Below are 24,497 nucleotides of genomic sequence, written 5' to 3' on the forward strand. Positions count from 1 at the left end.
GCCCGCAAGAACAAAAAGTCCATAATAGACAAAATAGTTTATTTGGAGCTCTGCATGTCCGCGCCCCTCGTCATTGATCAACAGCACGCCCGCCAACTGCTCAGCCAGCTGGATGTTCCGCAGATCCTGCGCAAACTGTTTCGCGACCTGGCCGCAGGGCAAGCCGTGCAACCGCCGCAGCAGCTCGTCGAGTTCCCAGGGGGTGCTGGCGATTTCATCAACTACGGCGGCGTACTGGCTGAAGACGGTGTCTATGGGGTCAAGACATCGCCCTATATCGTTCGTGACAGCGGCCCGCTGGTTACCGCCTGGACACTGCTGATGTCCATGCAAAGCGGCCAGCCACTGTTGCTTTGCGACGCTGGCGAACTGACCACCGCGCGTACGGCCGCGACCACCGCCGTGGCCGTCGATGCACTGGCCGCAACCGGTGCCCGCCGCCTGGCCCTGATCGGCAGCGGTCCCATCGCCCGTGCGCACCTGCGCTATACCCGCGACCTGCGTGATTGGCAGGACATCCGCCTCTACTCGCCGCGCCTGCATCAGCAGAGCGCCGAACAACGTCGCGCCCTGAGTGACCTTGATCCACGCCTGACCTTCGCCGAAAGCCTTGAACAGGCGGTACAGGATGCCGATGTCATCATGCTCTGTACGTCCTCGGCCAGCCCGGTCATCGACCCGCGCCAGTTGAGCAAACCGGCCCTGATCACCTCGATCAGCACCAACGCCGTGCGCGCCCATGAAGTGCCGCCAGAAACCCTCGCGAGCATGGACGTCTACTGCGACTACCGCCTGACCACGCCAGGATCGGCCGGGGAAATGCGCATCGCCAGCGAACAGCATGGCTGGCAAGCCGACGCGATCATCGGTGACCTGGCACAACTGCTGAGCGATCAGGCGCCGCGTCCTGACTACCAGCGCCATGCGTTCTTCCGCTCCATCGGCCTGGGCCTTGAAGACATCGCCCTGGCCAATGCGCTCTATCGACTGCAGCGCGCCGACTGACGGCAACCGGAGACGTTCATGCAACCAGCAGAGTTCATCATTATTGGCGCCGGCATTGCCGGCGCCTCCACCGGCTACTGGCTCGCCGGCCATGGCAAGGTCGTGCTGCTCGAACGCGAGTCGCAGCCGGGTTATCACTCCACCGGTCGCTCGGCGGCGCTCTACACCGCCGCCTATGGCACACCGCAAGTACGCGCCCTGACGCTCGCCAGCCGGGCATTCTTCGACGCCCCACCCGCGGGTTTTGCCGAACATCCGCTGTTGACCCCGCGCGGGGAAATGACGGTCGACTTCACCGGCGACCCCGAGGAACTGCAACGCCAGTTCGACAGCGCCAGGGCCTGCGTGCCTGAGGTGCAGTTGCTCAGTGCCGAACAAGCCTGCGAGCGCCTCCCCGTACTGCGCCGTGACAAGGTGCATGGCGCGCTCTATGACCCGAGCGCCAGCGATATCGACACCGACGCCCTGCATCAGGGCTACCTGCGTGGTATTCGCCGCCAACAAGGTGAAGTGCACAGCGACTGCGAAGTGCAGCGTATAGAACGCAGCACCGATGGCCTGTGGCAGGTCCACACGGGGCGCGGCAGTTTCAGCGCCCCGGTGTTGATCAACGCAGCAGGTGCCTGGGCTGACCAGATCGGCGAACTGGCTGGCGCACGGCCGCTGGGCCTGCAACCCAAACGACGCGCGGCCTTTATCTTCGCCGCGCCAGAAGGCGTGGACAGCCATGACTGGCCGATGCTGGTCAGCCTCGACGAGTCCTTCTACATGAAGCCCGACGCCGGCATGCTGCTGGGGTCGCCCGCCAACGCCGACCCGGTGGCGCCCCACGATGTGCAGCCGGAAGAACTGGACATCGCCATGGGCATATACCAGATCGAAGAAGCCACCACCCTGAGCATTCGCCGCCCCACCCGCACCTGGGCCGGGCTGCGCAGCTTCGTGGCCGACGGCGACCTGATCGCCGGTTTCGACCCTCAAGTACCCGGCCTGTTCTGGGTCGCGGCACAAGGCGGCTATGGCATCCAGACCTCGCCGGCCATGGGCCAGGCCAGTGCCGCACTGGTGCGCGGCGAGGCATTGCCCGAATCACTCAAGGACTTTGGCCTGACCGCCGCCATGCTCTCGCCTGAGCGCTTGATTGCAGCCCAAGGGTGACGCGCCACTGCGTTTGCGGCACACTCCCAGCGCCCTTTCACCCAGGGCGCTGACAACCGCTGGAGCCCGTCTCAATGTCGACACCTCGCCCCGACCCGGCCCTGGACAATTTCCGGGCGATCGCCGATGCCATCGCCACCCTGTTCTTCCCGCATGCCGAAGTGGTGCTGCACGACCTGCGCAGCCAGAAGATCGACTACATTGCCAACAACCTCTCCAAGCGAGAGATCGGTGATGATGCGGCCCTGGAAGACATGTTCGAAGAAGGCACCGACGAAACCAATATCGGTCCTTATGAGAAGCTCAACTGGGATGGTCAGAAGATTCGCTCACTGAGTACAGTGCTGCGCGATGCCAACGGCAACCCCATGGCCGTGTTGTGCATCAACCTGAACATTTCCCTGTTTGAAAGCGTCAAGGCCGCCCTGGACCTGTTCCTCTCGCCCAGCAAAGTGATCCCGCAACCCGACGCCTTGTTCCGCGATGACTGGCAGGAACGCATCAACACGTTCCTGAACGGCTGGTTGCGCCAACGCCAGCTCAGCCTGAACCTGCTGACCCGCGAGCATAAACGCGAACTGGTGTTTGCCCTGCACGCCGAAGGCGCGTTTCGTGGCAAGAGTGCAGCCAACTATGTGGCCAATGTGCTGAACATGGGGCGGGCGACGGTGTACAAACACCTGAAGGAACTCAAGGCCTGAACAGCATCAGGCCCTGAGTCTGGCGCAGATCAGTCGCCGTAGATATCCGACTTGAAGTACTTGGCCTGGATTTTCTGGTACTCGCCATTGCTACGGATTTCGTCGATGGCTTTGTTGATCTCGCTTACCAGTTGCGTATTACCCTTGCGCACGGCAATACCGGCACCTTCGCCGACGTACTTCGGATCTTTCAGCTCAGGCCCGACAAAGGCATAGCCCTCACCCTTGGGCGTCAACAAGAACCCTTGCTCCAGCGGGATGGTGTCCGCGAACACACCGTCCAGGCGCCCGGAAACCAGGTCCATGAAGATCTCTTCATTACTGGTGTAACGAACGATCTCTACGCCTTTTGGCGCCAGCACTTCAGAGACATAGCGGTCGGTGGTGGTCGCGCGCTGCACGCCGATGCGCTTGCCCTTGAGGCTCTGATACTGGTCATCGACCTGGGTACCGGCCTTCATCGCCAGGCGGGCCGAGGTGAAATAGTACTTGTGGGTAAAGTCCACCGAGCGCTTGCGCTCTTCGGTGATGGTGATGGAGGACAGCGCCGCGTCAATCTTGTTGACCTTCAGCGAGGGAATCAGCCCATCGTACTCTTGCTCGGTCCATTGGCATTTCACCTGCATCTGCGCGCACAGGGCATTGCCGATGTCGTAGTCGAAGCCGCTGATCTTGCCGTCCGGGGTCTTGAAGGCGAACGGCGGGTAGGCGGCTTCGATACCGATACGCAGGGTTTTCTCGGCGGCGAACAGATGACTGCTGGCCAACAGGCTCAGGGCCAGACCGGCAATCAGGGTAGTGGTCTTCATGAGGGCTCTCTCGCTCATTATTGGAGGTGTGTTGCAAGACAGAGGAAAGTGACAAGCCTGAAATTGTTTTGTACTTATAAATCCATACTGGACTTTTACGTACACAATTTCAACACCTGGATGAGCGAGAGATACCGAGGCATGGCACCGCCAGCAACACGGGCGATTAACCTGTTTACGTCGATTAGCGACCGTCCTCCCAGCGCTGCGCCGCTGACTGGTCACTGACCCGCCCTTCGACCCAACGCGGCCCTTCGGCCGTATTTTCCTTTTTCCAGAATGGTGCGCGGGTCTTGAGGTAGTCCATCACGAAGTTGCAGGCATCGAAGGCCGCCTGACGATGCGCACTGGCCACCCCGACGAAGACAATCGGCTCACCAGGCTCCAGCGCGCCAATACGATGCAATACCTCCAGACGCAGCAACGGCCAGCGCAACTCAGCCTCGGCAATGATCTTGCCGAGGGCTTTCTCGGTCATGCCCGGATAGTGCTCCAGGAACATGCCCGCAACCTCGCGCCCCTCATTGAAGTCGCGCACGTAACCCACAAACCCGACCACGGCACCAATCCCCACATTGGCCGCATGCAGGGCATTGAGCTCGGCGCCTGGATCAAAAGCGGCTGCCTGCACCCGAATCGCCATGCTCAACCTCCGGTCACGGTTGGAAAAAACGCCACCTCATCGCCATCAGCCAACGGCTCACTGAGTGAACAGAGATCCTGATTACGTGCACACATGATGTTCTGCTCGGCCAGCACCTCCCAGGCTCCGCCGCGCTGCAACAGGTGTTGGCGCAAGGCATCCACCGAGGCAAACACGCCCTCGAGCGTTTCGCTCTCCAGCCCCAGTGTTTCCCGGTAACGGGCGAAATACTGCACGTTCAAACTCATGCATCACCTGCCTGATAATCACCACTCTTGCCGCCGCGCTTCTCCAGCAGGCGCACGCTGTCGATGGTCATGCCACGGTCAACGGCCTTGCACATGTCATAGATCGTCAACGCGGCCACACTGGCCGCCGTCAGGGCTTCCATCTCGACACCGGTTTGCCCGGCCAGCTTGCAGCGGGCCAGGATGTGCACCGTGTCGAGGCCTTCGGCACTGAGCTCGACCTTGACGCTGGTGAGCATCAGCGGGTGGCACAGCGGGATCAGGTCACTGGTTTTTTTCGCGGCCTGGATCCCGGCAATGCGGGCCACGGCAAACACATCGCCTTTGGGATGGTCACCGTCGACGATCATCTGCAGGGTTTGCGGGAGCATGCGCACGCGCGCCTCAGCGACAGCTTCACGCGAGGTCACGGCCTTTTCGGTAACGTCGACCATGTTGGCCCGACCTTGAGAATCGAGATGTGTCAGCACAGCCATACTCCTGATCAGCGGACCTTGATTGTAAACCTGCAGGTCAACTTTTCGCACGGGCCATGCGACAAAGTTCGGGCGGCACATGGCCGCCCGAACGAGACGTCACAGATGCGATTCGGCGTATTCGGCCAGAATCGAACGAGGCACCCCTTGCAGGGTGATGTGTACACCGTTGGGGAAGTCCTTGAAGCGCTCGGTCAGGTAGGTCAGGCCCGAGCTGGTCGCGGACAGGTAAGGGGTATCGATCTGCGCCAGGTTGCCCAGGCAGATCACCTTGGAACCGGAACCGGCACGGGTGATGATGGTTTTCATCTGGTGCGGGGTCAGGTTCTGGCACTCGTCGATCAGGATCAGGCTTTGCTGGAAGCTGCGACCGCGAATGTAGTTAAGCGATTTGAACTGCAGCGGAACCCTCTCCAGGATGTACTCGACACTGCCATGGGTGCTCTCATCGTCCATGTGCAGCGCTTCGAGGTTGTCGGTAATGGCGCCCAGCCAAGGTTCCATTTTTTCCGCTTCGGTGCCTGGCAGGAAGCCGATCTCCTGGTCGAGCCCCTGCACACTGCGGGTGGCGATGATGCGCCGGTAACGCTTGCTGACCATGGTCTGCTCAATGGCTGCCGCCAAGGCCAGAATGGTCTTGCCGGAACCGGCAGCGCCCGTCAGGTTGACCAGGTGGATGTCCGGATCAAGCAAGGCGAACAGCGCCAGGCCCTGATGAATGTCTCGCGGTTTCAAGCCCCAGGCTTCCTGATGCAGCAGCGGCTCCTGGTGCAGGTCGAGCAACAGCAGTTCGCTGTCCTTGATACCTTTGATCCAGCCGACAAAACCCTGCTCATCAATGATGAACTCGTTGATGTGAACCGCCGGCAGGTTGTCGATCAATTGCACACGGTGCCAGGTGCGCCCACGCTCCTGACGGGTCTCGACCTTGCTGACCCGATCCCAGAACGAACCACTCACCGAGTGGTAGCCCTTGGACAGCAGGGAAACGTCATCGACCAACTGATCGGTACTGTAGTCCTCGGCCGCGATTCCACAGGCTCGGGCCTTGAGGCGCATGTTGATGTCTTTGGTCACCAGCACCACATCCAGTTCCTTGCGCCGGCTCCGCAACTCAAGCAATTGGTTGATGATGATGTTGTCGTTCAAATGCTCGGGCAACAAGCGGTGCGGCTCGGTGCGCGGCGTCATCAGGATGGACAGGAAACCTTTCGGGCCGCTCTTGCCCCGCTGGATAGGTACGCCCTGCTCAACATCGGCAGGCGAGGCATCACCCAGGGTCTGGTCGATCAAGCGAATGGCCTGACGACATTCTGCAGCGACGGAATGTTTACCGTCCTTGAGCTTGTCGAGCTCCTCGAGCACGGTCATCGGGATGGTGACGTGGTGCTCCTCGAAGTTCAGTAACGCGTTCGGATCGTGAATCAGAACATTGGTATCGAGCACGTAAAGGATTGGCAGGTTGGAAGAAGTGGTACGTCCTTGATCATCCATACTCGGTCACCTTTGTGGGAGCCTGACGACGCAATACCCAAGCGGTGCTGCGCCGCGATGTGACCGCTGATGCTCCCCGGGGCCCGCGTCGTTACGGGTGGGCAGCTACAAACAAAGGATGGCGAGTAAGACGCCACCTGTGTTGCAGGGTTCGGCGGTCTGTCTTTGTAATACCGCAAAACCCATGACGGTAAAAAGCGTTTTTACGCATTCTTGAAGTTTATTTTTCAAGAGGGCAAAAACCGCTTGGCGTAAACCCCATGCACCGCTAAAGTCAAAAATCCAGTCGGCTCAATGGCTGCCTGCAATACGCTCCCACGCCCGCACCTCAACGGTCTGCCGCGAAGTCCTTGCACCCCTCCCACGCGATCCCGCTCTGCGCCGTTTTCTGCAGCAGCCAGGTCAGTGCAGCCTGAGCCTTGGGCTGGCCGTCATGGAACTGGATCAGCCCTTTGCGCCACAGCAACATCAAGCTCAGCACCCGCTGTGCCGACTGCTCGGCATCCAGTGCGCTCTGGTCCTGGGCATCGATATCCCACAACACCACCTGCACATGCTGGCGACTGAAGAAGGCCTGCCCGTCGGCACGACGCTGACCATAGGGCGGACGGAACTGCGCGACATACTGCCCGGGCAGATCACTGCTGACCCGCGCCTGACTGCGCAGAATAGAGTCCTGCCAGTCCACCCAATGGCTGTGGGAGCGATATTGCCAGCCCTGAGTACCCACGCACTGCCCGTGGTAAAGCGCCTGCAGCGCAGCGACAGACGTCTTGTCACGGCGTTTCTGCAGACTGTCACCGAGCACAAAGAACGTCGCTGACAGTTTCTGCCGGCGCAAGTAATCAGCCAGGGCATCGCTGGCACCGCCCGCCAACGTAGGGCCGCCCTCGAACGTCAGCAGGAACACCCGGTCGTTGAGTTCGTCACCATTGCGCTCCAGGTTGGAGAAACGCTCGATCTCGCTGCTGGTTTGTGGAAACAAAGCGGCCTTGCGCAACAGTTCATCCAGGTAACGCTCGTGGAAGCTCCGGCTTGGCTCGGCCCACGCGCCATAGAAAGAGTCGGCAGCGACCTTGAACTGACCCGCCTGAGCACGCAGATCCGCCAGGCTCTCCAGCGCATAACAGAATGAGGCGTCCTGCTCGCAGCTCTGTTGGGCCAGGTCATAATTACGCCACAACCGTTGCCAGAGCCGCTGACGAAGCGCATTGACCGACAGCAAATTGATCTGCCGCAGGCCCAGCCGTGTCGTCAACTCGGCCTGATCCAGCGTTTCACTGTCATGCAGGGCTTTGGCAAAACCAAGAATTTCGGCCCGCGAGGCTACATCGAACAGTGCCGGGGAATCGAGCTGTTCAGGCCAACTGCTGCGATCGTAGGTGGCAACCTCGGCAGCACCGGCCAAGGCAGTCGACATACTCAACCATCCCGCCAGCAATATAAGGGCAATGCGCAAGACAACACTCTCCGTTCTGATCGCCGGCACTATAACGCAGGGACTATCGTGCCCATAGCTGGAGATCGACCGCCCTGCCCCGTAGAATCCGCAGCACGACTGAAGGAGCCCTTTGCATGCTGACGGTGATATCCCCCGCCAAAACCCTCGACTACGACACCCCGCCGGTGACCCAGCGTTTCACCCTGCCACAGTACCTGGACGACTCGCAGGCGCTGATCGGTCAGTTGCGAGACCTTACGCCAGCGCAGATCGCGGAGCTGATGCACCTGTCCGATAAACTGGCCGGGCTCAACGCCGCCCGTTTCGGCAGTTGGACTCCAGATTTCACGCCAGCCAACGCCAAGCAGGCGCTGTTGGCCTTCAAGGGCGATGTCTACACCGGGCTCGACGCCGAAAGCCTTGGCGAAGACGACTTCAGCTACGCCCAGGAACACCTGCGCATGCTCTCCGGCCTGTATGGCCTGCTACGCCCGCTTGACCTGATGCAACCGTACCGGCTGGAGATGGGCACCAAGTTGGCCAACCCACGCGGCAAGGATTTGTATGCGTTCTGGGGCACGCGCATCAGCGAATGGCTGAACCAGGCACTGGTCGATCAAGGCGATGACCTGCTGCTCAACCTGGCCAGCAACGAGTATTTCAGCGCAGTCAAACGCAGCGCGCTCAATGCCCGCGTGATCAACACCGAGTTTCGCGACCAGAAAAACGGCCAGTACAAGATCATCAGTTTCTATGCCAAGAAAGCCCGTGGCCTGATGAGCCGCTTCGTCATCCAGGAGCGCATCGACAACCCAGACCGGCTGAAACAGTTCGATGTGCAGGGCTACTACTACAGCGCCGAGCTGTCCAAGCCGGACAACCTGGTGTTCCTGCGCGATCATCCGGTCGACTGAGGCCCAGTCACTGGCAGCCTCCGCCAGCGCTTGGTCGAGTGCCATTTTATCGCTACGATGGTGATATCACGCACTCAAGGCAGCCCTCATGCTTATCGGCGTCGTCCTGATCCTGTCCTGGCTGATCCTGCTGTTACGCTACCCAGCCAAGGCCCTGCCCATCTCCATGTCCGCGGTGTTCGGCCTTGGCATGGTTGGGCTGTGGGTACTCTGGCAGGACAACCGCGAGGCCGCTCAACTGGCACGCCTGGACATGCGTTTGAACTATGCCCCCGAGCGCTGCCCGGCCGACCGGCCACTTCAGGTAAAACTGACCAACACCAACCCGCAACCACTGGTAGAGCTCCGCTGGCGAATCGCCGCGTATGCCCCGGGCGATCAGGTCAATCTGGCGGAAAACACCTATTCGGCACCCCGCTATCGCGGCCCGGGCGACTTGCAGGCCGGGGCCAGTTGGGAGGCCTGCTTGCCGCTACCGCCTCTGCGCTCTGGCTATCGCCCGCAAACGCTGGAGTTTCGCGCCGAACACCTGCAGGGCCGCTTCGCGGATTGAACCCTGGAGGTACGCCCGCCCCCTGCTTGATGACGTATGATCCCAGGCTCCTCTATCGCCAAGGATCGCACCATGCCAACCGTCCTGATCACCGGATGCTCCAGCGGAATCGGCCTCGCCCTGGCCGAAGCCTTCCAGTCAGCGGGCTTCGAGGTCTGGGCCAGCGCCCGCAAACCCGAGGATGTCGCCCGCTTGCAGGCCATCGGGCTTACGGCACGACAACTGGACGTCACTGATGAGGCAAGCCTTGCGACACTGGCGACAGCGCTGGAGCAGCGCGGCAGTGGCCTCGACCTATTGATCAACAATGCCGGGTACGGCGCCATGGGACCGCTGCTGGACGGTGGTGTCGAGGCGATGCGCCGCCAATTTGAAACCAACGTATTCGCCTTGGTCGGCGTAACCCGCGCCCTGTTTCCTGCGCTGCGACGAGCCCGTGGCCTGGTGGTGAACATTGGCAGCGTCTCCGGCGTACTGGTCACACCCTTCGCTGGTGTCTACTGTGCATCCAAGGCAGCGGTGCATGCCTTGAGCGACGCCTTGCGCCTGGAGCTGGCGCCCTTCGGCATACGGGTAATGGAAGTGCAGCCCGGTGCGATCGCCTCCAGCTTTGCCAGCAATGCCGGGCGTGAAGCCGAACAGCTACTGGATGAACAATCGCCGTGGTGGCCGTTGCGCGAAGGTATTCGTGCCCGTGCCCGTGCCTCGCAAGACAAACCGACTCCCGCCCATGAGTTTGCCCAAGGCCTGCTAAAAGCAGTACAGCAAGCAAAACCTGCCCCCTTGGTGCGCCTGGGCAATGGCAGCCGGGCCCTCCCCCTGCTACAGGCATTGTTACCCCATCGGCTGCAGCAGTGGGTGTTGAAGAAGCGCTTTGGCCTTGACCGCACTCTCTGAACACTACACAGCCGTGTCGATTCAGGTCATTTCGCCTCGGCCTTCCCCTCCTTGACCACTACGGTGCAGGTGGTACCCGCTGCCAGCAGGAAGCCTTCCGGCACTTCGTCGATGTGGATACGCACCGGCACCCGTTGAGCCAGACGAACCCAGTTGAAGGTCGGGTTGACGTCGGCGATCAACTCACGGCTTTCCGGGTTGTCGCGGTCATAGATACCCCGCGAAATACTCTCCACATGCCCCTTGAGCACTTCGCCACTCATCATCTGCAACTCGGCGTGGTCACCGACCCGCACATGCGGCAGCTTGGTTTCTTCAAAGAAGCCGTAGACCCAGAAGGAGTTCTTGTCGACCACGGCCATCTTCGCCTCACCGGTACGCGCATAGTCGCCCCGGTGAACGTTGAGGTTGGTCACATACCCATCGACAGTGGCGAGGATCCGTGTGCGCTGCAGGTTCAGTTCGGCTGCCGCCAATTGGGCCTGGGCATGCTGATAGTCGGCCATCGCCGAGTTGGCAATGTTGCTGGCGTCGTCACGGTTTTCCTTGGAGATCACCAGGTTGTCCATGTCGGCCCGGCGGCTGGCATTGACCTTGCGCATTTCCCAGGTGGCCTTGCGCGAGGCGACCAGCGCCTGGGCCTGCTTGACTGCCAGCTCATAGTGCTCGGGGTCGATCTGCATCAACAGATCGCCCTTTTTCACCAGTTGGTTGTCACGCACCGGCACATCGACCACGTAACCGGGCACGTCGGCGGCGACGTTGATGATGTCGGCACGTACCCGGCCATCGCGGGTCCAGGGCGTGTTCATGTACTGGACCCAGAGCTGCCGGCCGATCACCACGGCGGCGGCCAGTACAAGCAGGGTGGCGATCAGGCTGAAAAACTTTTTCATCAACAAGGTCTCAACGGTAGACAGTCAGCGCCATGGCGCCAAAGAGGCAGATGAACAGGCACAGACGCAGCAGCGCCGGGTGCCAGAAAAATCGGTAGCCGTCGAAGCCGGCGATAAAGCGGTCCAGGCCCCAGGCCAGTACGGCGGCAATCAGGAACATCAACGTCATGGTGGGCATGTAAATGCCATGGAAGGCAATTTCACGGGGCATCGGGCAGTCCTTTCACCGGAGCCAGTTCGGCCAACGGCGATTGCGGGTCAAGCAGGGAGGTACGGATGAAGTGCAGGTAACTCTGTACCCGGCGCAGAGCCGAAGTGTCAAAGTGTCGGGCAAACGGCTCGTCGGTCGCCTGGACTCGGCTGATGGCATGGTCCACCGCCACCAGCGCACGCTCGTGGTTGCTCGCCGAGGGTTGCAGGAACAGCCGCGCCAGCGCCCGTCCCATCACCCGGATCGCCTGGCGCCAGGGTTGCGATTCGGCATAGCACGGATGCACGGGCAGAACAGCCTGCTCCTTGCGCAACTCGATGATCGAATGCCCAACCTCCAACACCACAAACATCCAGCGCAACAGCGAGCTCTGTACCAACGGCTTGCCCGCCGCCAGACCATAGGCCTGGTGCAGCAGGTCACGGGTACGGCTCTCGAACGCCGAACCCAGGCCACGCAGGCGCCCGGTAATCGCAAACAGCACCTGCCCACGCAGATCCTGCTCCAGTCGACTCCACAACCAACGGCTGTTCGGCGGCAGGATAATGGCCCCGGCAGCGGCGCAGACCAACATGCCGATGACCATGGCGATGTAGTCGTTGATGAAGTTGTAGGGGTTGTAGACGGTCAGGTTGTCCGGCACTGAGCCTGTGGAGAAGAAGATCAACAGGCCCACCCCGACCCCGAAATACGCAGGGCGTGACGACAGGAATGCACCCAGCACGTAGACCGGCGCCAGCACCATGCAGAGCAATGGGAAGCCATCAATCCAGGGGTACACGAAGAACATCTCGAAGAACCCGATGAGGGCTCCAAGCAAGGTGCCACATGCCATCTGGAACGACATTCGCTTGGGGTTCGGCGTCGCCGCCGACAGGCCCACGGTAGCGGCAGCGATCAGGGTCATCATCGCCCCGCTGGGCCAGGCCGTGATGATCCAGTAGCTGCCCAGCACCAGCAGGATGAACGAAGCCCGCACGCCTGCAGCCAGCGAGACCAGCCAGTTGGTCTGGGCCACATACGGCTCATCCCATTGCTCGCGTGCATGGCTGTGGTCAGCCAGGGAAGCGTGCGTCTGGGCATAGCTGTGCATATCGTCGACAAAACGATAGAGCAGTTCATAGGCGGTATGGAAATCGAGCAGGTCGGCGTCGCTTGGCGAGCTTTCGACAAACGCTGCGCGCAAGCTGCGCACCCGCTCCGGCAAACCTTCCTTGTAGACGGCCAACTGCTGGGCCAGGCGCGCCGCATCGGCATCGGTCAGGCCGCGCCCGGCGTAACCGTCGAGCAATTCAGCCAGCGCATACAAGCCGGGTTCGATGGCCGTGACGATCTGCAATGGCCCACGCAGACGCAAGCGCTCAAGCAGTTGGTGCAAGGCGTTGAAGCGCGTGGTGATGGCCATGAACTCGCTGTTCAAGCGACCCAGGCGACCACTGCGCCGACGCATGTGCGGGTCTTCGAAAGCCGTGACACTGCGCAGGCTTTCCAGGCCTACCGCTTCGGCGATGAAGCGCACGTTGCTGCTCTCGAAGCGATCGCGCTGGCTCTCGCCACGCAGGCCCTCTGCAACAAACCCGGCAAACACTCCAAAACGCTGGTACAGGGCATTGCGCATCGAGGCACTGGCCGATTGCGGGAGAATCGCCGCACTGACCAGGGTCGACACCAGGATACCCAAGGAAATTTCCAGTACCCGCCACACCGCTGCCATGAAGGCACCATCGGGGTTGGCCAACGCTGGCAGGCCAACCATCGCCGCGGTGTAACCGGCCAGCACGAAACCGTAGGCACGGAAGGTCCGATACCGCATGGCACCCGCCGAGCAGATCCCCACCCACACGGCCAGGCTCGGTAGAAACAACTCCGTGTTCTGCGGAAAGATGGCAATCAACGCCACCATCATTGAAGAACCGGCCAGCGTGCCCAGGAAGCGATAGAAACTCTTGGCGAACACATGGCCGCTCTGCGGCTGCATGACAATGAACACCGTGATCATCGCCGTGCGCGGCTGCGGCAGCTCCAGCCGCATGGCCAGCCACAGGGTAATAAACGCGGCGCACAGGACCTTGAAGATGTAGACCCAGGTCACCCCGTCGCTACGGACCCAATCAAAGAACCCTCGGCGCCACTCCAGCGACGCCAGCCAGCGAAACGGAAAGGTCATTGCGCTCATTCGGCGTGGCTCGGTTTGTCGAAGATCGCCAAGGTTTTAGGGGTTTTCGGCGCGGCCTGACGGTCTTCGTCCGGTACGTCGTTACCCGCACCCAGACCACCACCCAGTGCCGTCACCAGCTCGGCATGAGCCGTCAGGCGCGCTGCCTGGACCTGCTGCTGGACCTGTTGTTGGCGGAACAACAGGGTTTGCGCGTTCAGGACATTGAGGTAATCGGTCAGGCCACGCTGGAACGCGACCATGGCGATGTCATAGGTTTTCTGTGCCGATGCCACCGATTCCGCAGCAAAGTGCTGCTGCTCGTTCATCGACTCACGGCGAATCAACTGGTCAGAGATACCCTTGAGAGCATCGACCACCGTCTGGTTATAACGGGCTACCGCGATGTCATAGCCAGCCGAAGCAACGCCCAGTTGCGAACGCAGACGGCCACCATCGAACACTGGCAGGCTGATCGCCGGCCCGATGCTGTAGTTGAATTTTTTCCCGGTAAGGAACTCCAGCGCCCCGCCACCAGTAGCCATGTAACCCAGGCTGCCGACCAGATCGACGTTGGGGAAGAAGCCGGCATGGGCAACATCAATGCCACGGGCCTGAGCAGCCACCTGCCAGCGGCTGGCGACCACGTCCGGACGCTGGCCAACCAGTTCAGCCGGCAAGGCCGATGGCAGCTTGAGCGCAGCATTGAGCGACAGGGTAGGACGCTGCAGTTGTGCACCCTCGCCCGGCCCTTTGCCCGCCAACGCCGCCAGTTGGTTGCGTGACAAGGCAATTTCTTCATTCAACGCGTCCAACTGGCGGTGGGTTTCCGGCAGTGGCGTCTGCGCCTGGCTGACTTCGAATTGAGTGCCGATGCCACCGGCCAGCCGCCGTTCGGCCAGGGCCAGGATCTGCTCTTGCTGTTCCAGGGTAGCCTTGACGATGTCGTACTGGGCGAAGTGCAGCGACAACTGGATATACACGCGCACAATGTTGTTCTGCAGCTCAAGCTGGGCCTGACGGGCCTGCGCCACGCTCATGTGGGCCATGTCTACGGCTTGCTCGCTGGCATTGCGCTCACGGCCCCAGAGGTCCAGCGCGTAGCTGAAGCCCAGTGCCGCATTGTTGTCCCAGGTGTTGCTGCCCGACAGGGCGCCGGGGCCATAGAACTGGTCTTCCGGCCAGTTGTGACGCTTGATCGTCGAGACCCCGTTGACCTGCAGTTTCTCGGCCGATTCAATGACACCGGCCATGGACTTGGCCTCACGAACCCGCGCAGCCGCCATCGCCATGGTGGGGCTGTCCTTGACGGCCAGGGCGATCCAGCGGTCGAGCTGCGGGTCGCCATAGGCATGCCACCATTGCTGCTCAGGCCAATGGGCATCGCGAGCAGCCTCGCGAATCGCCTCGTCGGTGGTCAGGGTATTGGCTTGCAGCGTCTTGCTTTCCGGGGCAATGCCCCAGGTTCCGATACAGCCGCTCAAGGTCAAGCTAAAGGCACAGACACTGAGCGCATTCAACGCTCTGATGATGCGACGCGGCACAGCTGCGAATTCCCGACATAGAAGGTGGATGACGCTTGGAGAACACAATTCTAGGGGGCGACAGCACTGGCGATAAGCGTGTATTACTGCGAATCTTTGTTACGAAAACGGTGATAATCCGGCTTTAGTCTGAAGACCAACACTGTAACTTCGTGTCACAATTTGTCGTCTACCTTGAGAGCGACCCATGGACACCCTGCAAAACATGCGTGCATTCAGTTGTGTGGCCCAGGTTGGCAGTTTTACTGCCGCTGCCGTTCAACTGGATACGACCACCGCGAACGTCTCGCGGGCGGTTTCCAACCTCGAAGCGCACCTGCAAACCCGTCTTCTCAACCGCACCACCCGACGGATAGCCCTGACCGAAGCCGGCAAACGCTACCTGATGCGCTGCGAGCAAATCCTCACCTATGTCGAGGAAGCTGAAGCCGAGGCCAGCGATGCCCACTCACGACCGGCGGGTCAGTTGAAAGTGCACTCGATGACCGGCGTAGGGCAGCACTTCGTCATTGATGCCATCTCCCGCTACCGCGAGACCCACCCGGACGTCACCTTTGACCTGACGATGGCCAACCGCGTGCCAGACCTGCTGGATGAAGGCTATGACGTGTCCATCGTACTGGCCAGCGAGCTGCCGGACTCAGGCTTTGTCTCGCAACGCCTGGGGATTACCTACAGCATTTGCTGTGCCTCGCCGGACTACGTGAAACGCAACGGTGGCGCGCAAAAACCCTCCGACCTGCTCGGTCACTCTTGCCTGCGCATGGTCAGCCCGGTGATCCCACTGGAGAAGTGGCTGTTCGATGGCCCTGAAGGCCAGGAAGTGGTCAACATCACCCAGGCACCGTTCCAGGTAAACTCGGCCGACGCCATGAAGACCGCCATCCGCAGTGGCATGGGTGTTGGCGTACTGCCGATCTACTCGGCAATCGACGGCTTGCGTGATGGCTCGCTGGTGCGGGTAATGCCCGACTATCGCCTGCAGGAACTGAACCTCTATGCCATCTACCCGTCGCGGCAATACCTGGATGCCAAGATCAAGACCTGGGTCGAGTACCTGCGCAGCTCGCTACCGGAAATTCTCGCGGCCCACGAAGCCGACCTGAAGACCCACCAGCTACGCATCGCGACGTAAAACCTGCTGCACGATCGGGGTCGAGAATGATAGCGTGCTACCCAATAGCCGCTTCATTCTTGACCGCCAGCAGAGATTCCACCGATGAAAAAGACTGTCCTTGCCTTCAGCCGCATCACCCCGCCGATGGTCGAGCGCCTGCAGCAGACGTTCAACGTGATAGTGCCGAACCCCAAGCTCGGCGATATCAGCGCACAATTCAACGAAGCACTGCCCGAGGCCCACGGCCTGATTGGCGCCGGGCGCAAGTTGGGCCAGGCACAACTGGCAACCGCGGCCAAGCTTGAGGTGGTCTCCAGTGTTTCAGTGGGTTACGACAACTATGACCTGGCCTACTTCAACGAGCGCGGCATTGCCCTGACCAACACCCCCGATGTCCTGACCGAAAGCACCGCCGACCTGGGCTTTGCCCTGATCATGAGCGCTGCCCGCCGGGTTGCCGAACTCGACGCCTGGACCAAGGCCGGGCAATGGCAAGCCACCGTAGGGCCTGCCCATTTCGGTAGCGATGTCTTCGGCAAGACCCTGGGTATCGTTGGCATGGGCAACATTGGTGCTGCCATCGCCCGCCGTGGCCGCCTGGGCTTCAACATGCCCGTGCTGTACAGCGGCAACAGCCGCAAACCGGCACTGGAACAGGAACTCGGCGCGCAGTACTGCAGCCTGGAGCACCTGCTGGCGGAAGCCGACTTCGTCTGCCTGGTGGTACCGCTCACGGCCCAGACGCAGCACCTGATCGGCCAGCGCGAGTTGCAACTGATGAAACCCGGCGCCTTCCTGATCAACGTCTCCCGTGGCCCGGTGGTGGACGAAGCGGCACTGGTACAAGCACTGCAGAACGGCACCATTCGCGGTGCCGGCCTGGATGTTTATGAGAAGGAACCGCTGAGCGAATCACCGCTGTTCCAACTCAAGAATGCCGTTACCCTGCCCCATGTCGGCTCGGCCACCGCCGAAACCCGCGAAGCCATGGCCAACCGTGCCATCGACAACCTGTGCAGCGCCTTGAACGGCGAACGCCCGCGTGACCTGGTCAATCCGCAGGTCTGGAAGTAAACGGCTACAGACGCTGAGCCAGGGCGCCCAGGGGCGCCCGTGGCTTGGGCTTGCGAAATACCAGCACGTTGCCGAGCATCACCAGCAACAGCCCGAACAACGCCGGCGGTGTCCATTGATAACCTTCGGCAAACGCCGAGACGTTCAGCGCCACCAGCGGGAACAATACCGTGCAATACGCAGCGCGCTCTGGCCCCATGCGCCCAACCAGGGTCAGGTAAGCGGTAAAGCCGATCACTGAGCCCGGAATCACCAGGTACAGCAGCGAGCCGATATAACGCGTGTTCCATTCCATGGCGAAGGGAATGCCGCTGATCAGGCAATACACCGCCAGCATCGAGGCCCCGTAGAACATGCCCCAGGCGTTGGTGGTCATGGGCTTCAGGCCGGCTTTTTGCTGCAGGCTGGAGAGCATGTTGCCCGCCGAGAAGCACAAGGTGCCGACCAGGGCGAGTGCCAGACCGATCAGGGTTTCACGGCTGGCGGCATGACCATACAGCTCTGGCCAGAACAACAGTGCCAAGCCTAACAACCCCAGTGCGCCACCGCCCAATACGTTGGTCGCGATACGCTGCCCGAAAAACACCCTGGCGTTGAGCGCATTCCACAGGGTCGCAGTGGAGAACACCACCGCGATCAGGCCGCTGGGAATCCACTGGCTGGCCGTCAGGAAGCACATGAAGTTGACGCAAAACAGGCACAGCCCCTGCGCCAGGCAAAGGCCATGAGCCCGACGATTCATCGGTTGCAAACGGCGGCTGACCAGCAGAATGACGAACAGCAACAACGCCGCCAAGGCAAAGCGGTAGACAATCGATACCGGGATCGCCACCACGCCCAGTTGCAGTTTCAGGGCGATCCAGGTGGTGCCCCAGATGACAACGGTCAACACATATAAAAACAGGTTCATGACAAAGCTCCTCCGGGCTGAGGTGCAGTGTCCGCTCTGGCATCAGGTCAGGCTTGCACAAACTTGCGCTTTTCCATCGCCGACGGCTTTACGCGGCGGTGGACAGCGGTAGGATGGCGACAGAGGTAACCACCATGACCCCGCTGGACACCCTGCAAGTCTTCAACGCACTGCACGATTCGCCCAACACTCGCCTGGAACACAGTGCGCAGCTGGGTGACGGCATGGTTGCAGCCTTGTGGAACAATCAGGACGATGCACGCGACTACCAGGCACCCAGCCATCACACCCTGTCGTGCTACATCGATGGCGGCACAGGCACGTTTCGCCGCGAACGCCCCTCAGCCAAGGGCGGGCCGGACAAACTGTGCATTCTTCCAGCCGGGCATGACTCGAACTGGGTGATCAACGGCAAGATCCGCCTGGTGCATCTGTACATCACCCAGGCGCAGTTCGCCCTGGAGTGCGTGCGCCTGCTGGACCGTGAGCCGCGGGAGCTGCAACTGCAAGAGAACACCTTTCTGGATGATCCCCAGCAGGCTCGACGCTTTCGCCAATTGATCGCCCTGGACTGGGACGAACCTGCCGAACGTCTGCTGACCAGCAGTCTCGCACACGAGCTGGTCAGCCACGCCCTGCTCAGCCAGGTTGGCCTGCGTCAGGGGGTAAGGCTCAAAGGTGGCCTGGCGCCGCACCAACGTCGGCAGTTGGCCGACTTTATCGAGCAGCACCTCGACCAGCCGATCAGTCTGGGTGAACTGGCGACCCTGTGCAACTTGTCCGAGTACCACTTCGCACGCATGTTCCGCACCAGCTTTGGGCTACCACCCCACCAGTACCTGCTGGCCCGGCGCCTGGCCAAGGCACGCCAACTGCTTCGCTTCAGTGACCTGCCCATGCTCCAGGTGGCCCTGCTCTGCGGCTTTGCCAGCGCCAGCCACTTCAGTAACCGCTTCCGTCAGGCCCTCGGCGCAACACCGGGCGAGTACCGCCAGGCACTGCGCAGCTAACCCCAGCAGGCGTCCCCCTCGATCAGAACGACAGGTCCATACCGACGGTGTAGCGACGCCCATCCAGAACCGTTTGATAGTCGGCGTAATCGACTTCCTTGTTGAACACGTTGTAAACGCCCGCCAGCAGCTTGAGGTTCTTGGTCACCTTGTAGGTACCGCCAACATCAACAAAGGTGTAGGACGGCGTGCCATCAGACATCGTGGTACGCCCCAGATAGTCGGAGGTCTTGCCACGGTAGTTCAGCCGCGTCCATGTGCCCAACTGATCAGTGTTCTGCCAGTCCAGGGTGGCGTTGAACATGTGCCGGGGCATCTGGTTCAACGCCTTGCCCTTGAGCGCCCCACTCTTCTGCTCGGAATCGGTGAAGGTGTAGTTGGTCGCCAGTGTCAGGTGCTGGGTAATGGCCCAGTCCAGGGTAGCCTCGACGCCACGCATCTGCGCCTCATCGACGTTCACCCGATCACTGATGAACTTGTACGAGGTGCCGTCGATCTGGCACTGCCCGGACGCATTACCGGTGCTGTCGGTGCAGCGACGCTGCTCGGTGATCTTGTCCTTGAAGTCGGTGTTGAACACCGTCAGGCCGGTCGAGAAGCCCTCAAGATTATCCCAAATGAAACCAATTTCCTGGCTGACACTTTTCTCCGGTTTTAGCCCCGAATTGCCGACGATAATCGCCGGATCACCGCCACCGCCAGTGATCTGCCCCCAATCGTCAACGGCAGCACGGATGTCCGGTGAACGGTAGCCGGTGGACACACCGCCCTTGATCGTCCACTGCTCGGTCGGGTGATAGACCCCATACAGGCGTGGCGACCAATGAGTGCCGTAGTTTTCGTCCCGGTCCATGCGCAAGCCGCCGGTCAGGGCGAACTGGTCGGTCAGGCGCCACTCGTCTTCGGCGAACAACGCCCAGGACCAGCGGGTAAGCTGGTTGAGGGTTGCCGCCGAGGCAAGCTGGTTGCCTTGATCGCTCAGGTCTTCGTACTTGTACTGACCGCCGAAGGTCGTGATGTGCGAGTCGCTGTAAAACGACACCTGCGAGTTGAGCACGGTGTTCTCCAGCTCCATCTTGCGACCGGGGTTCTCGATCTGCTCCTGCTGCAGGTAGCTGTCGGTCGTGACGCTTTCCCAGCGCCCCGCGTGGCTCACCGAGAAATGGGTACGGTCGTAATCGTTCTGCGAGGAAGAAGAACGTGCCGAGCGGCCCAAGGTGGCGTTGCGTTCCTGTTCGGACTTGCCGGCTTCAAAGGTGATGTCGTTGTTTGTATCCGGGGTAAACGACAGCTTGGCCGTGGCGCTGTCGGTACTTTGCTCATTGAAGCCATTGACGATGTGGTCCTCGTCACGGCGTGAGCGCTGCCCGTACAACTGAAGGCCCACCAGGTTCTCGACCAAAGGCCCGGAAATGAATGCACTGGTGCTGGAATAGTCACCGGAGTCAGAACGGTCCTGGAACGTCGACTCGGTGCGGATCCCACCGTACCACTGCGGCGTGACCTTGCGGGTGATGATGTTGATCACACCGCCCATGGCATCGGAGCCATACAGCGACGACATCGGCCCGCGCACCACCTCGATTCGCTCAATGGCCTCCAGCGGGGGCATCCAGCCCTGCTCGATCCCGGCCCCATCGCTGTTGGGGCGGGTAGCACGCGAATCCTGGCGCTTGCCGTCGACCAGCATCAGGGTGTACTTCGAGGCCATGCCTCGAATGCTGATGTCACTGGAACTGCCGCCACCGGTGACCACCACGCCCGGCACATCGCGCAGCGCATCGGTGACATCGCGGTAGGACTTGTTCTCGATCTGCTCACGGGAGATGACCGAAATCGACGCTGGGGCATCCTTGATCTGCTGGGAAAAACCGGAGGCGGTCACCACCATGTTGTCCAACTCAAGAGGCTGACTCTGGGCCGAAGCCTGGACGGTGTACAGCGAACACAACGCGAGTGCGAGGCAGGACTTGGTAAAGCTGGGGGACATGGTGGACCTCTCCCTGGAAGTGTAAATTCTACGTAAATAGAAACAGGGGGCGAATGATAGTTATTCTCACCACCGAGTAAAGCGCATTTACGCTTTTTTACACTTGCGGTAACAATCAACCCAGCACGTCTGCAACGAGGCCTCTTGATCCAGCGCAGGTAAACACGCCCTCCGAAGCCCGCTTTTTGCGACAAGATATTTTTCTTTCAAAAGGGCTTGAATTGTTTCGCCAACTGCCTGACCTTGTAGTCAAGAGGCGATGATTACCACAGGCCACATCGGCATCATCGATTCTCTTGCGAGCTAGCTGAATAAGGATTGATCTATGCAAGTCCATGTCAATAGCGACAACCATATTCAAAGCAGCATCCGGCTGGAACAGTGGGTCCGCAGCACCGTCGAACAACAACTCGACCGCTTCGAAGAAGACCTCACCCGCATCGAAGTTCACCTGGGGGACGAAAACGGCACCAAGCCCGGCCCACACGACAAACGTTGCCAGATGGAGGCTCGCCCCAAAGGCCACCAACCGATTTCCGTAACCCACAAGGCCGCTTCGCTGGAGCAGGCGGTGGACGGTGCGGCCGAGAAGCTCAACCACGCGCTGGAACACTTCTACGGCAAACTGCGCAGTAAACGTGCAGTGCCTCAACAAAGCGCCGAAAGCGAACACACCGATCAGCTGCTGCAGGAAGACTTCGAGGAAAACCAGCAAGCCCTCAATAGCTGAAGTAGACGGGTCAACGAAAAAAGGCGAGCTGCGGCTCGCCTTTTTTGTGCCTGACGGGCACAGACCTTGCTGTGTTCACAGTGACGAACTCACCAGGCGCTAGGCCTGTCAATCACTGCATGACATCGCCAGGTAACGCACCATGAACAACCCCTTTGAGCAAATCAGTGCCGCGTTCATGCCAGAGTACCGGGTCAACCTGAGCATCGAACGCCTCGACGGCAGCATCATGCTGACCCTCTCCGACGCCCAGGGTATCGTTGCCAAACGCCTGGTACACGCCGCACAACGCAATGATCCCAAGCGCCTGCAACGCTTGATCGAAAGCATCCAGTTCGGCCTTGCCATTGAGCGAGGGCACAGCGCCGTGGCTATCCTGACGGCAATGACCGAGCGTGACCGCACCACCCTGCACGGCGCCCCTCATTAACAGGGGCACTGCACTACCGAGGGCTCTATTTGCCCTCTTCGATGTCCTTGCCGCTCGCGTTAATCGCCCTGCTCGAGGGGTAGCGCGACGAGGCGAAGCGCACCACCAGGATCGAGAACGACAGCAGCAGGATACCGCCGCACACATACAGCAGGCCCACATCGGGAGCCTTGTGATGCGATACATCGCCGATCAACAGGCGGGTCAAGGCAGTGATCGCCACATACAACAGGAAGCGGATTGGCATGTGGTTGGTCTTGAAATAAATACCGACCATTGCCCCCAGTTCCAGATAGATGAACAACAGCAGGATGTCATCGACACTGACACCGCCCTTGCCCAGCATCTCCATGAATGTCACTACGGCAGCGTAGGCCGTAATTGCACCGATACCGAACAAGGCCAGGTAATGAAACGCCTCAACGCACAGGTTACCCAGTGAGTCGGCAGAGCCATGGAGGCTTTTACGTAGTTTGTCAGCCCAATTGTTATTCACGGTACAGATTCCTTGATACGGCTTGAAGGAGGATGCAGCAGATACATGACGCTTTATCTGCATGCAGTAAAAAGGCCAGGCATTGGGTTTGAGAAGGCGGCAGATTGCCGCAAGGCACGTGCCCAACAAGATGAATGGCCGAAGGCCGAGGGTTTGGCTATAAAAATGCCACTATCCAAAATCCATGGATTGCCTTATTCTCTTTACTGTACAAAAACACAGTATTCGTATTGTTCAATTATCGAAAGGCATGTGAGGTGATGAATGGCCGTCGAAGTGGTGTACCGCAGCAGCCGAGACCTGGAGCGCTTGTTCATGGATAAAGCCGAAGCAGACCGTCACGACAAGATGCTTGAGCTGGCTGAACTGCTGGCCGAAGTGCTGAAGAAAGCCGTGCCGTCATTGAGTGAACAGCAGGTTGAGGACGCCGGTATCTACATGGCGAAAAACCGCGATGTCTTCGCCAAGGCCTTCAAGAGCCAGCCCGATGCGCTCAGCGAACTGCTGGGTGATGAAAGCCCTGCCGAGTAACGCGCTCAAGAGTACAGCAGGCGCTCGGCAAGGGTTTGCGCAACCCGTGCCGGCGAGCGCTTCTCCGCCTGGGCATGAGCAAAGACTTCCGTCAGTCGCGAAGGAATACGCGCCAGATGCGCGGTAATGCTCGGCAGCTCTTCGCCTTGGTGCTTGAGCGCCACATAAATCAGGCCACCAGAATTGATGATGTAGTCCGGTGCGTACAGGATGCCGCGATTTTCCAGTTGATCGGCCACCTGCAGGTTGGTCAGCTGATTGTTTGCCGAGCCTGCAACGGCCGCGCAACGAAGCTGCATTACACTCTGTCCTGTAAGAATCGAGCCTAGGCCACAGGGCGCGAAGATATCGCAGGGTGTGCTGATGAGTGCGTCAGTGGCAATCGGATGAGCATTGAACTGCTCCATTGCCAATTGCACCCGTCCGGGATCATGGTCACTGACCAGCAACTCGGCACCCGCTGCGTGCAGTTGCTCAGCCAGGGCGTAGCCCACATTACCCAACCCTTGCACCGCCACCCGCAGGCCTTCCAGGTTGTCACTGCCCAAACGCGCCATTGAGGTCGCCCGGATACCGGCAAACACACCCATGGCGGAATACGGCGAGGGGTCACCCGACGCGGTGGTACTCGTGACATGCTGTGTGGTTTGCGCAATGCAGTCCATGTCCAGCGTCGACGTACCGCTGTCGATCGCGGTGATGTAGCGACCTTCGAGTGAGTCGACAAAGCGACCGAACGCCTCAAACAACGCGGCACGGTTTTCCACATGCGGGTTGCGAATGATCACCGCCTTGCCTCCGCCCAGCGGCAAGCCGGCCAGCGCGGCCTTGTAACTCATACCCTGCGCCAGACGAATGGCATCGACCATCGCACTTTCATCGTCGGGGTAGGCCAGGTAGCGACAACCACCCATAGCGGGGCCACGCTGCTCACTATGGATAGCAATCACGGCCTTGAGCCCGGTCGGAGGATCGATACACAGGTGCAGCGATTGGGTGCGTGTGCTTTGCATCAGAGCAAACATCGACAAGCTCCCGAATTGCAGGGTGCTGATGCAAGTATA

At 60.4% G+C, this 24,497-nt stretch carries 26 protein-coding genes; 12 read left to right on the forward strand and 14 right to left on the reverse strand.

What is annotated here, in order from left to right; translation table 11 throughout:
* Nucleotides 1-54: 54 nt before the first annotated feature.
* From IE038_RS15560 to IE038_RS15570, 3 genes are all read left to right on the forward strand, one after another.
* On the forward strand, nucleotides 55-1,005 hold the full coding sequence (locus IE038_RS15560; protein ID WP_163936230.1) for an ornithine cyclodeaminase family protein: 951 nt from the start codon (nucleotides 55-57) through the stop codon (nucleotides 1,003-1,005).
* 18 nt (nucleotides 1,006-1,023) lie between these two features.
* Entirely contained in the window at nucleotides 1,024-2,163 is a 1,140-nt protein-coding gene (locus IE038_RS15565) for an NAD(P)/FAD-dependent oxidoreductase (protein ID WP_189395884.1), read from the forward strand.
* Between the two features lie 74 nt (nucleotides 2,164-2,237).
* Nucleotides 2,238-2,864, forward strand: coding sequence for a helix-turn-helix transcriptional regulator (locus tag IE038_RS15570; protein ID WP_163936227.1), 627 nt, complete (start codon nucleotides 2,238-2,240; stop codon nucleotides 2,862-2,864).
* Between the two features lie 29 nt (nucleotides 2,865-2,893).
* Here the strand turns inward: IE038_RS15570 and IE038_RS15575 are convergent, their stop codons facing one another.
* From IE038_RS15575 to IE038_RS15600, 6 genes are all read right to left on the reverse strand, one after another.
* Entirely contained in the window at nucleotides 2,894-3,673 is a 780-nt protein-coding gene (locus tag IE038_RS15575; protein ID WP_163936224.1) for an ABC transporter substrate-binding protein, read from the reverse strand.
* Between the two features lie 184 nt (nucleotides 3,674-3,857).
* Nucleotides 3,858-4,316 carry a molybdopterin synthase catalytic subunit MoaE gene (moaE, locus tag IE038_RS15580; protein WP_163936220.1) on the reverse strand — a complete coding sequence of 153 codons (459 nt, stop codon included), beginning with the start codon at nucleotides 4,314-4,316 and terminating at the stop codon, nucleotides 3,858-3,860.
* 2 nt (nucleotides 4,317-4,318) lie between these two features.
* Nucleotides 4,319-4,564, reverse strand: a complete 246-nt coding sequence (locus IE038_RS15585; RefSeq protein WP_163936217.1) for a MoaD/ThiS family protein — start codon at nucleotides 4,562-4,564, stop codon at nucleotides 4,319-4,321.
* Nucleotides 4,561-5,034 (reverse strand): cyclic pyranopterin monophosphate synthase MoaC, encoded by a 474-nt coding sequence (gene moaC / locus IE038_RS15590; RefSeq protein ID WP_099776780.1) that lies wholly within the window; start codon nucleotides 5,032-5,034, stop codon nucleotides 4,561-4,563. The genes IE038_RS15585 and moaC overlap by 4 nt, the downstream gene beginning before the upstream one ends.
* Before the next feature lie 105 nt (nucleotides 5,035-5,139).
* The gene (locus tag IE038_RS15595) at nucleotides 5,140-6,534 is read right to left on the reverse strand and encodes a PhoH family protein (RefSeq protein ID WP_163936214.1); all 1,395 of its coding nucleotides are present in this window, start codon (nucleotides 6,532-6,534) and stop codon (nucleotides 5,140-5,142) included.
* Nucleotides 6,535-6,862: 328 nt separating this feature from the next.
* Nucleotides 6,863-7,993: a polysaccharide deacetylase family protein gene (locus IE038_RS15600; protein WP_163936211.1), complete on the reverse strand. Its 1,131-nt coding sequence runs from the start codon at nucleotides 7,991-7,993 to the stop codon at nucleotides 6,863-6,865.
* A 116-nt stretch (nucleotides 7,994-8,109) separates the two neighbouring features.
* Between IE038_RS15600 and yaaA the strand changes: the two genes are divergently transcribed.
* From yaaA to IE038_RS15615, 3 genes are all read left to right on the forward strand, one after another.
* Nucleotides 8,110-8,889 (forward strand): peroxide stress protein YaaA, encoded by a 780-nt coding sequence (gene yaaA, locus IE038_RS15605; RefSeq protein ID WP_189395885.1) that lies wholly within the window; start codon nucleotides 8,110-8,112, stop codon nucleotides 8,887-8,889.
* Between the two features lie 88 nt (nucleotides 8,890-8,977).
* A complete protein-coding gene (locus tag IE038_RS15610) occupies nucleotides 8,978-9,442 on the forward strand; it encodes a multidrug transporter (protein ID WP_189395886.1) in 465 nt (154 codons plus the stop codon).
* 72 nt (nucleotides 9,443-9,514) lie between these two features.
* Complete coding sequence (locus IE038_RS15615; protein ID WP_163936205.1) at nucleotides 9,515-10,339, forward strand: SDR family oxidoreductase; 825 nt, start codon at nucleotides 9,515-9,517, stop codon at nucleotides 10,337-10,339.
* 26 nt (nucleotides 10,340-10,365) lie between these two features.
* Here IE038_RS15615 and IE038_RS15620 read toward each other — a convergent pair whose 3' ends face one another.
* Genes IE038_RS15620 through IE038_RS15635 form a run of 4 tightly spaced genes read right to left on the reverse strand, consistent with a single transcriptional unit; the run spans nucleotide 10,366 to nucleotide 15,145 of the window.
* On the reverse strand, nucleotides 10,366-11,235 hold the full coding sequence (locus IE038_RS15620; protein ID WP_163936202.1) for an efflux RND transporter periplasmic adaptor subunit: 870 nt from the start codon (nucleotides 11,233-11,235) through the stop codon (nucleotides 10,366-10,368).
* A gap of 10 nt (nucleotides 11,236-11,245) precedes the next feature.
* A complete protein-coding gene (locus IE038_RS15625) occupies nucleotides 11,246-11,446 on the reverse strand; it encodes a DUF1656 domain-containing protein (RefSeq protein ID WP_163936199.1) in 201 nt (66 codons plus the stop codon).
* Complete coding sequence (locus tag IE038_RS15630; RefSeq protein ID WP_189395887.1) at nucleotides 11,436-13,622, reverse strand: FUSC family protein; 2,187 nt, start codon at nucleotides 13,620-13,622, stop codon at nucleotides 11,436-11,438. Before IE038_RS15630 ends, IE038_RS15625 begins: the two co-directional genes overlap by 11 nt.
* Complete coding sequence (locus IE038_RS15635; RefSeq protein WP_189395888.1) at nucleotides 13,619-15,145, reverse strand: efflux transporter outer membrane subunit; 1,527 nt, start codon at nucleotides 15,143-15,145, stop codon at nucleotides 13,619-13,621. Before IE038_RS15635 ends, IE038_RS15630 begins: the two co-directional genes overlap by 4 nt.
* Nucleotides 15,146-15,332: 187 nt before the next feature.
* On the opposite strand from IE038_RS15635, the gene IE038_RS15640 reads away from it, so the two are divergent.
* Both IE038_RS15640 and IE038_RS15645 read left to right on the forward strand, forming a co-directional pair.
* The gene (locus IE038_RS15640) at nucleotides 15,333-16,280 is read left to right on the forward strand and encodes a LysR family transcriptional regulator (RefSeq protein ID WP_189395889.1); all 948 of its coding nucleotides are present in this window, start codon (nucleotides 15,333-15,335) and stop codon (nucleotides 16,278-16,280) included.
* 84 nt (nucleotides 16,281-16,364) lie between these two features.
* Nucleotides 16,365-17,336 (forward strand): 2-hydroxyacid dehydrogenase, encoded by a 972-nt coding sequence (locus IE038_RS15645; RefSeq protein WP_163934491.1) that lies wholly within the window; start codon nucleotides 16,365-16,367, stop codon nucleotides 17,334-17,336.
* Nucleotides 17,337-17,340: 4 nt separating this feature from the next.
* Here IE038_RS15645 and IE038_RS15650 read toward each other — a convergent pair whose 3' ends face one another.
* Complete coding sequence (locus IE038_RS15650) at nucleotides 17,341-18,246, reverse strand: DMT family transporter (RefSeq protein WP_189395890.1); 906 nt, start codon at nucleotides 18,244-18,246, stop codon at nucleotides 17,341-17,343.
* A gap of 134 nt (nucleotides 18,247-18,380) precedes the next feature.
* Between IE038_RS15650 and IE038_RS15655 the strand changes: the two genes are divergently transcribed.
* Nucleotides 18,381-19,256, forward strand: a complete 876-nt coding sequence (locus IE038_RS15655) for a helix-turn-helix domain-containing protein (RefSeq protein ID WP_163934493.1) — start codon at nucleotides 18,381-18,383, stop codon at nucleotides 19,254-19,256.
* Between the two features lie 22 nt (nucleotides 19,257-19,278).
* Here IE038_RS15655 and IE038_RS15660 read toward each other — a convergent pair whose 3' ends face one another.
* Entirely contained in the window at nucleotides 19,279-21,246 is a 1,968-nt protein-coding gene (locus tag IE038_RS15660; RefSeq protein ID WP_163934488.1) for a ligand-gated channel protein, read from the reverse strand.
* Between the two features lie 325 nt (nucleotides 21,247-21,571).
* Here IE038_RS15660 and IE038_RS15665 point away from each other — a divergent pair, with 325 nt between their 5' ends.
* Entirely contained in the window at nucleotides 21,572-21,976 is a 405-nt protein-coding gene (locus IE038_RS15665) for an HPF/RaiA family ribosome-associated protein (RefSeq protein WP_102052782.1), read from the forward strand.
* Nucleotides 21,977-22,118: 142 nt separating this feature from the next.
* A complete protein-coding gene (locus IE038_RS15670) occupies nucleotides 22,119-22,406 on the forward strand; it encodes a DUF3509 domain-containing protein (protein WP_163934484.1) in 288 nt (95 codons plus the stop codon).
* Nucleotides 22,407-22,431: 25 nt separating this feature from the next.
* On the opposite strand, the gene IE038_RS15675 is transcribed toward IE038_RS15670, so the two are convergent.
* Complete coding sequence (locus IE038_RS15675) at nucleotides 22,432-22,902, reverse strand: phosphate-starvation-inducible protein PsiE (RefSeq protein WP_163934481.1); 471 nt, start codon at nucleotides 22,900-22,902, stop codon at nucleotides 22,432-22,434.
* A 264-nt stretch (nucleotides 22,903-23,166) separates the two neighbouring features.
* Between IE038_RS15675 and IE038_RS15680 the strand changes: the two genes are divergently transcribed.
* Entirely contained in the window at nucleotides 23,167-23,433 is a 267-nt protein-coding gene (locus IE038_RS15680; protein WP_065758788.1) for a YebG family protein, read from the forward strand.
* 5 nt (nucleotides 23,434-23,438) lie between these two features.
* Here IE038_RS15680 and IE038_RS15685 read toward each other — a convergent pair whose 3' ends face one another.
* Nucleotides 23,439-24,458 carry a Leu/Phe/Val dehydrogenase gene (locus tag IE038_RS15685; protein WP_163934478.1) on the reverse strand — a complete coding sequence of 340 codons (1,020 nt, stop codon included), beginning with the start codon at nucleotides 24,456-24,458 and terminating at the stop codon, nucleotides 23,439-23,441.
* Nucleotides 24,459-24,497 lie beyond the last annotated feature (39 nt).

Source organism: Pseudomonas laurentiana, assembly GCF_014648275.1.
Lineage (GTDB): Bacteria > Pseudomonadota > Gammaproteobacteria > Pseudomonadales > Pseudomonadaceae > Aquipseudomonas > Aquipseudomonas laurentiana.

What these genes read in the sequence shown, in the direction of transcription:
- IE038_RS15665 (WP_102052782.1), top strand. Translation starts at nt 21,572, where the DNA reads ATGCAAGTCCATGTCAATAGCGACAACCATATTCAAAGCAGCATCCGG.
- IE038_RS15595 (WP_163936214.1), bottom strand. Translation starts at nt 6,534, where the DNA reads ATGGATGATCAAGGACGTACCACTTCTTCCAACCTGCCAATCCTTTAC.
- IE038_RS15610 (WP_189395886.1), top strand. Translation starts at nt 8,978, where the DNA reads ATGCTTATCGGCGTCGTCCTGATCCTGTCCTGGCTGATCCTGCTGTTA.
- IE038_RS15565 (WP_189395884.1), top strand. Translation starts at nt 1,024, where the DNA reads ATGCAACCAGCAGAGTTCATCATTATTGGCGCCGGCATTGCCGGCGCC.
- IE038_RS15575 (WP_163936224.1), bottom strand. Translation starts at nt 3,673, where the DNA reads ATGAAGACCACTACCCTGATTGCCGGTCTGGCCCTGAGCCTGTTGGCC.
- IE038_RS15670 (WP_163934484.1), top strand. Translation starts at nt 22,119, where the DNA reads ATGAACAACCCCTTTGAGCAAATCAGTGCCGCGTTCATGCCAGAGTAC.
- IE038_RS15570 (WP_163936227.1), top strand. Translation starts at nt 2,238, where the DNA reads ATGTCGACACCTCGCCCCGACCCGGCCCTGGACAATTTCCGGGCGATC.
- IE038_RS15560 (WP_163936230.1), top strand. Translation starts at nt 55, where the DNA reads ATGTCCGCGCCCCTCGTCATTGATCAACAGCACGCCCGCCAACTGCTC.
- IE038_RS15630 (WP_189395887.1), bottom strand. Translation starts at nt 13,622, where the DNA reads ATGAGCGCAATGACCTTTCCGTTTCGCTGGCTGGCGTCGCTGGAGTGG.
- IE038_RS15620 (WP_163936202.1), bottom strand. Translation starts at nt 11,235, where the DNA reads ATGAAAAAGTTTTTCAGCCTGATCGCCACCCTGCTTGTACTGGCCGCC.
- IE038_RS15640 (WP_189395889.1), top strand. Translation starts at nt 15,333, where the DNA reads ATGGACACCCTGCAAAACATGCGTGCATTCAGTTGTGTGGCCCAGGTT.
- IE038_RS15625 (WP_163936199.1), bottom strand. Translation starts at nt 11,446, where the DNA reads ATGCCCCGTGAAATTGCCTTCCATGGCATTTACATGCCCACCATGACG.
- IE038_RS15650 (WP_189395890.1), bottom strand. Translation starts at nt 18,246, where the DNA reads ATGAACCTGTTTTTATATGTGTTGACCGTTGTCATCTGGGGCACCACC.
- IE038_RS15585 (WP_163936217.1), bottom strand. Translation starts at nt 4,564, where the DNA reads ATGAGTTTGAACGTGCAGTATTTCGCCCGTTACCGGGAAACACTGGGG.
- IE038_RS15645 (WP_163934491.1), top strand. Translation starts at nt 16,365, where the DNA reads ATGAAAAAGACTGTCCTTGCCTTCAGCCGCATCACCCCGCCGATGGTC.
- moaE (WP_163936220.1), bottom strand. Translation starts at nt 4,316, where the DNA reads ATGGCGATTCGGGTGCAGGCAGCCGCTTTTGATCCAGGCGCCGAGCTC.
- IE038_RS15685 (WP_163934478.1), bottom strand. Translation starts at nt 24,458, where the DNA reads ATGTTTGCTCTGATGCAAAGCACACGCACCCAATCGCTGCACCTGTGT.
- IE038_RS15615 (WP_163936205.1), top strand. Translation starts at nt 9,515, where the DNA reads ATGCCAACCGTCCTGATCACCGGATGCTCCAGCGGAATCGGCCTCGCC.
- yaaA (WP_189395885.1), top strand. Translation starts at nt 8,110, where the DNA reads ATGCTGACGGTGATATCCCCCGCCAAAACCCTCGACTACGACACCCCG.
- IE038_RS15660 (WP_163934488.1), bottom strand. Translation starts at nt 21,246, where the DNA reads ATGTCCCCCAGCTTTACCAAGTCCTGCCTCGCACTCGCGTTGTGTTCG.
- IE038_RS15680 (WP_065758788.1), top strand. Translation starts at nt 23,167, where the DNA reads ATGGCCGTCGAAGTGGTGTACCGCAGCAGCCGAGACCTGGAGCGCTTG.
- IE038_RS15655 (WP_163934493.1), top strand. Translation starts at nt 18,381, where the DNA reads ATGACCCCGCTGGACACCCTGCAAGTCTTCAACGCACTGCACGATTCG.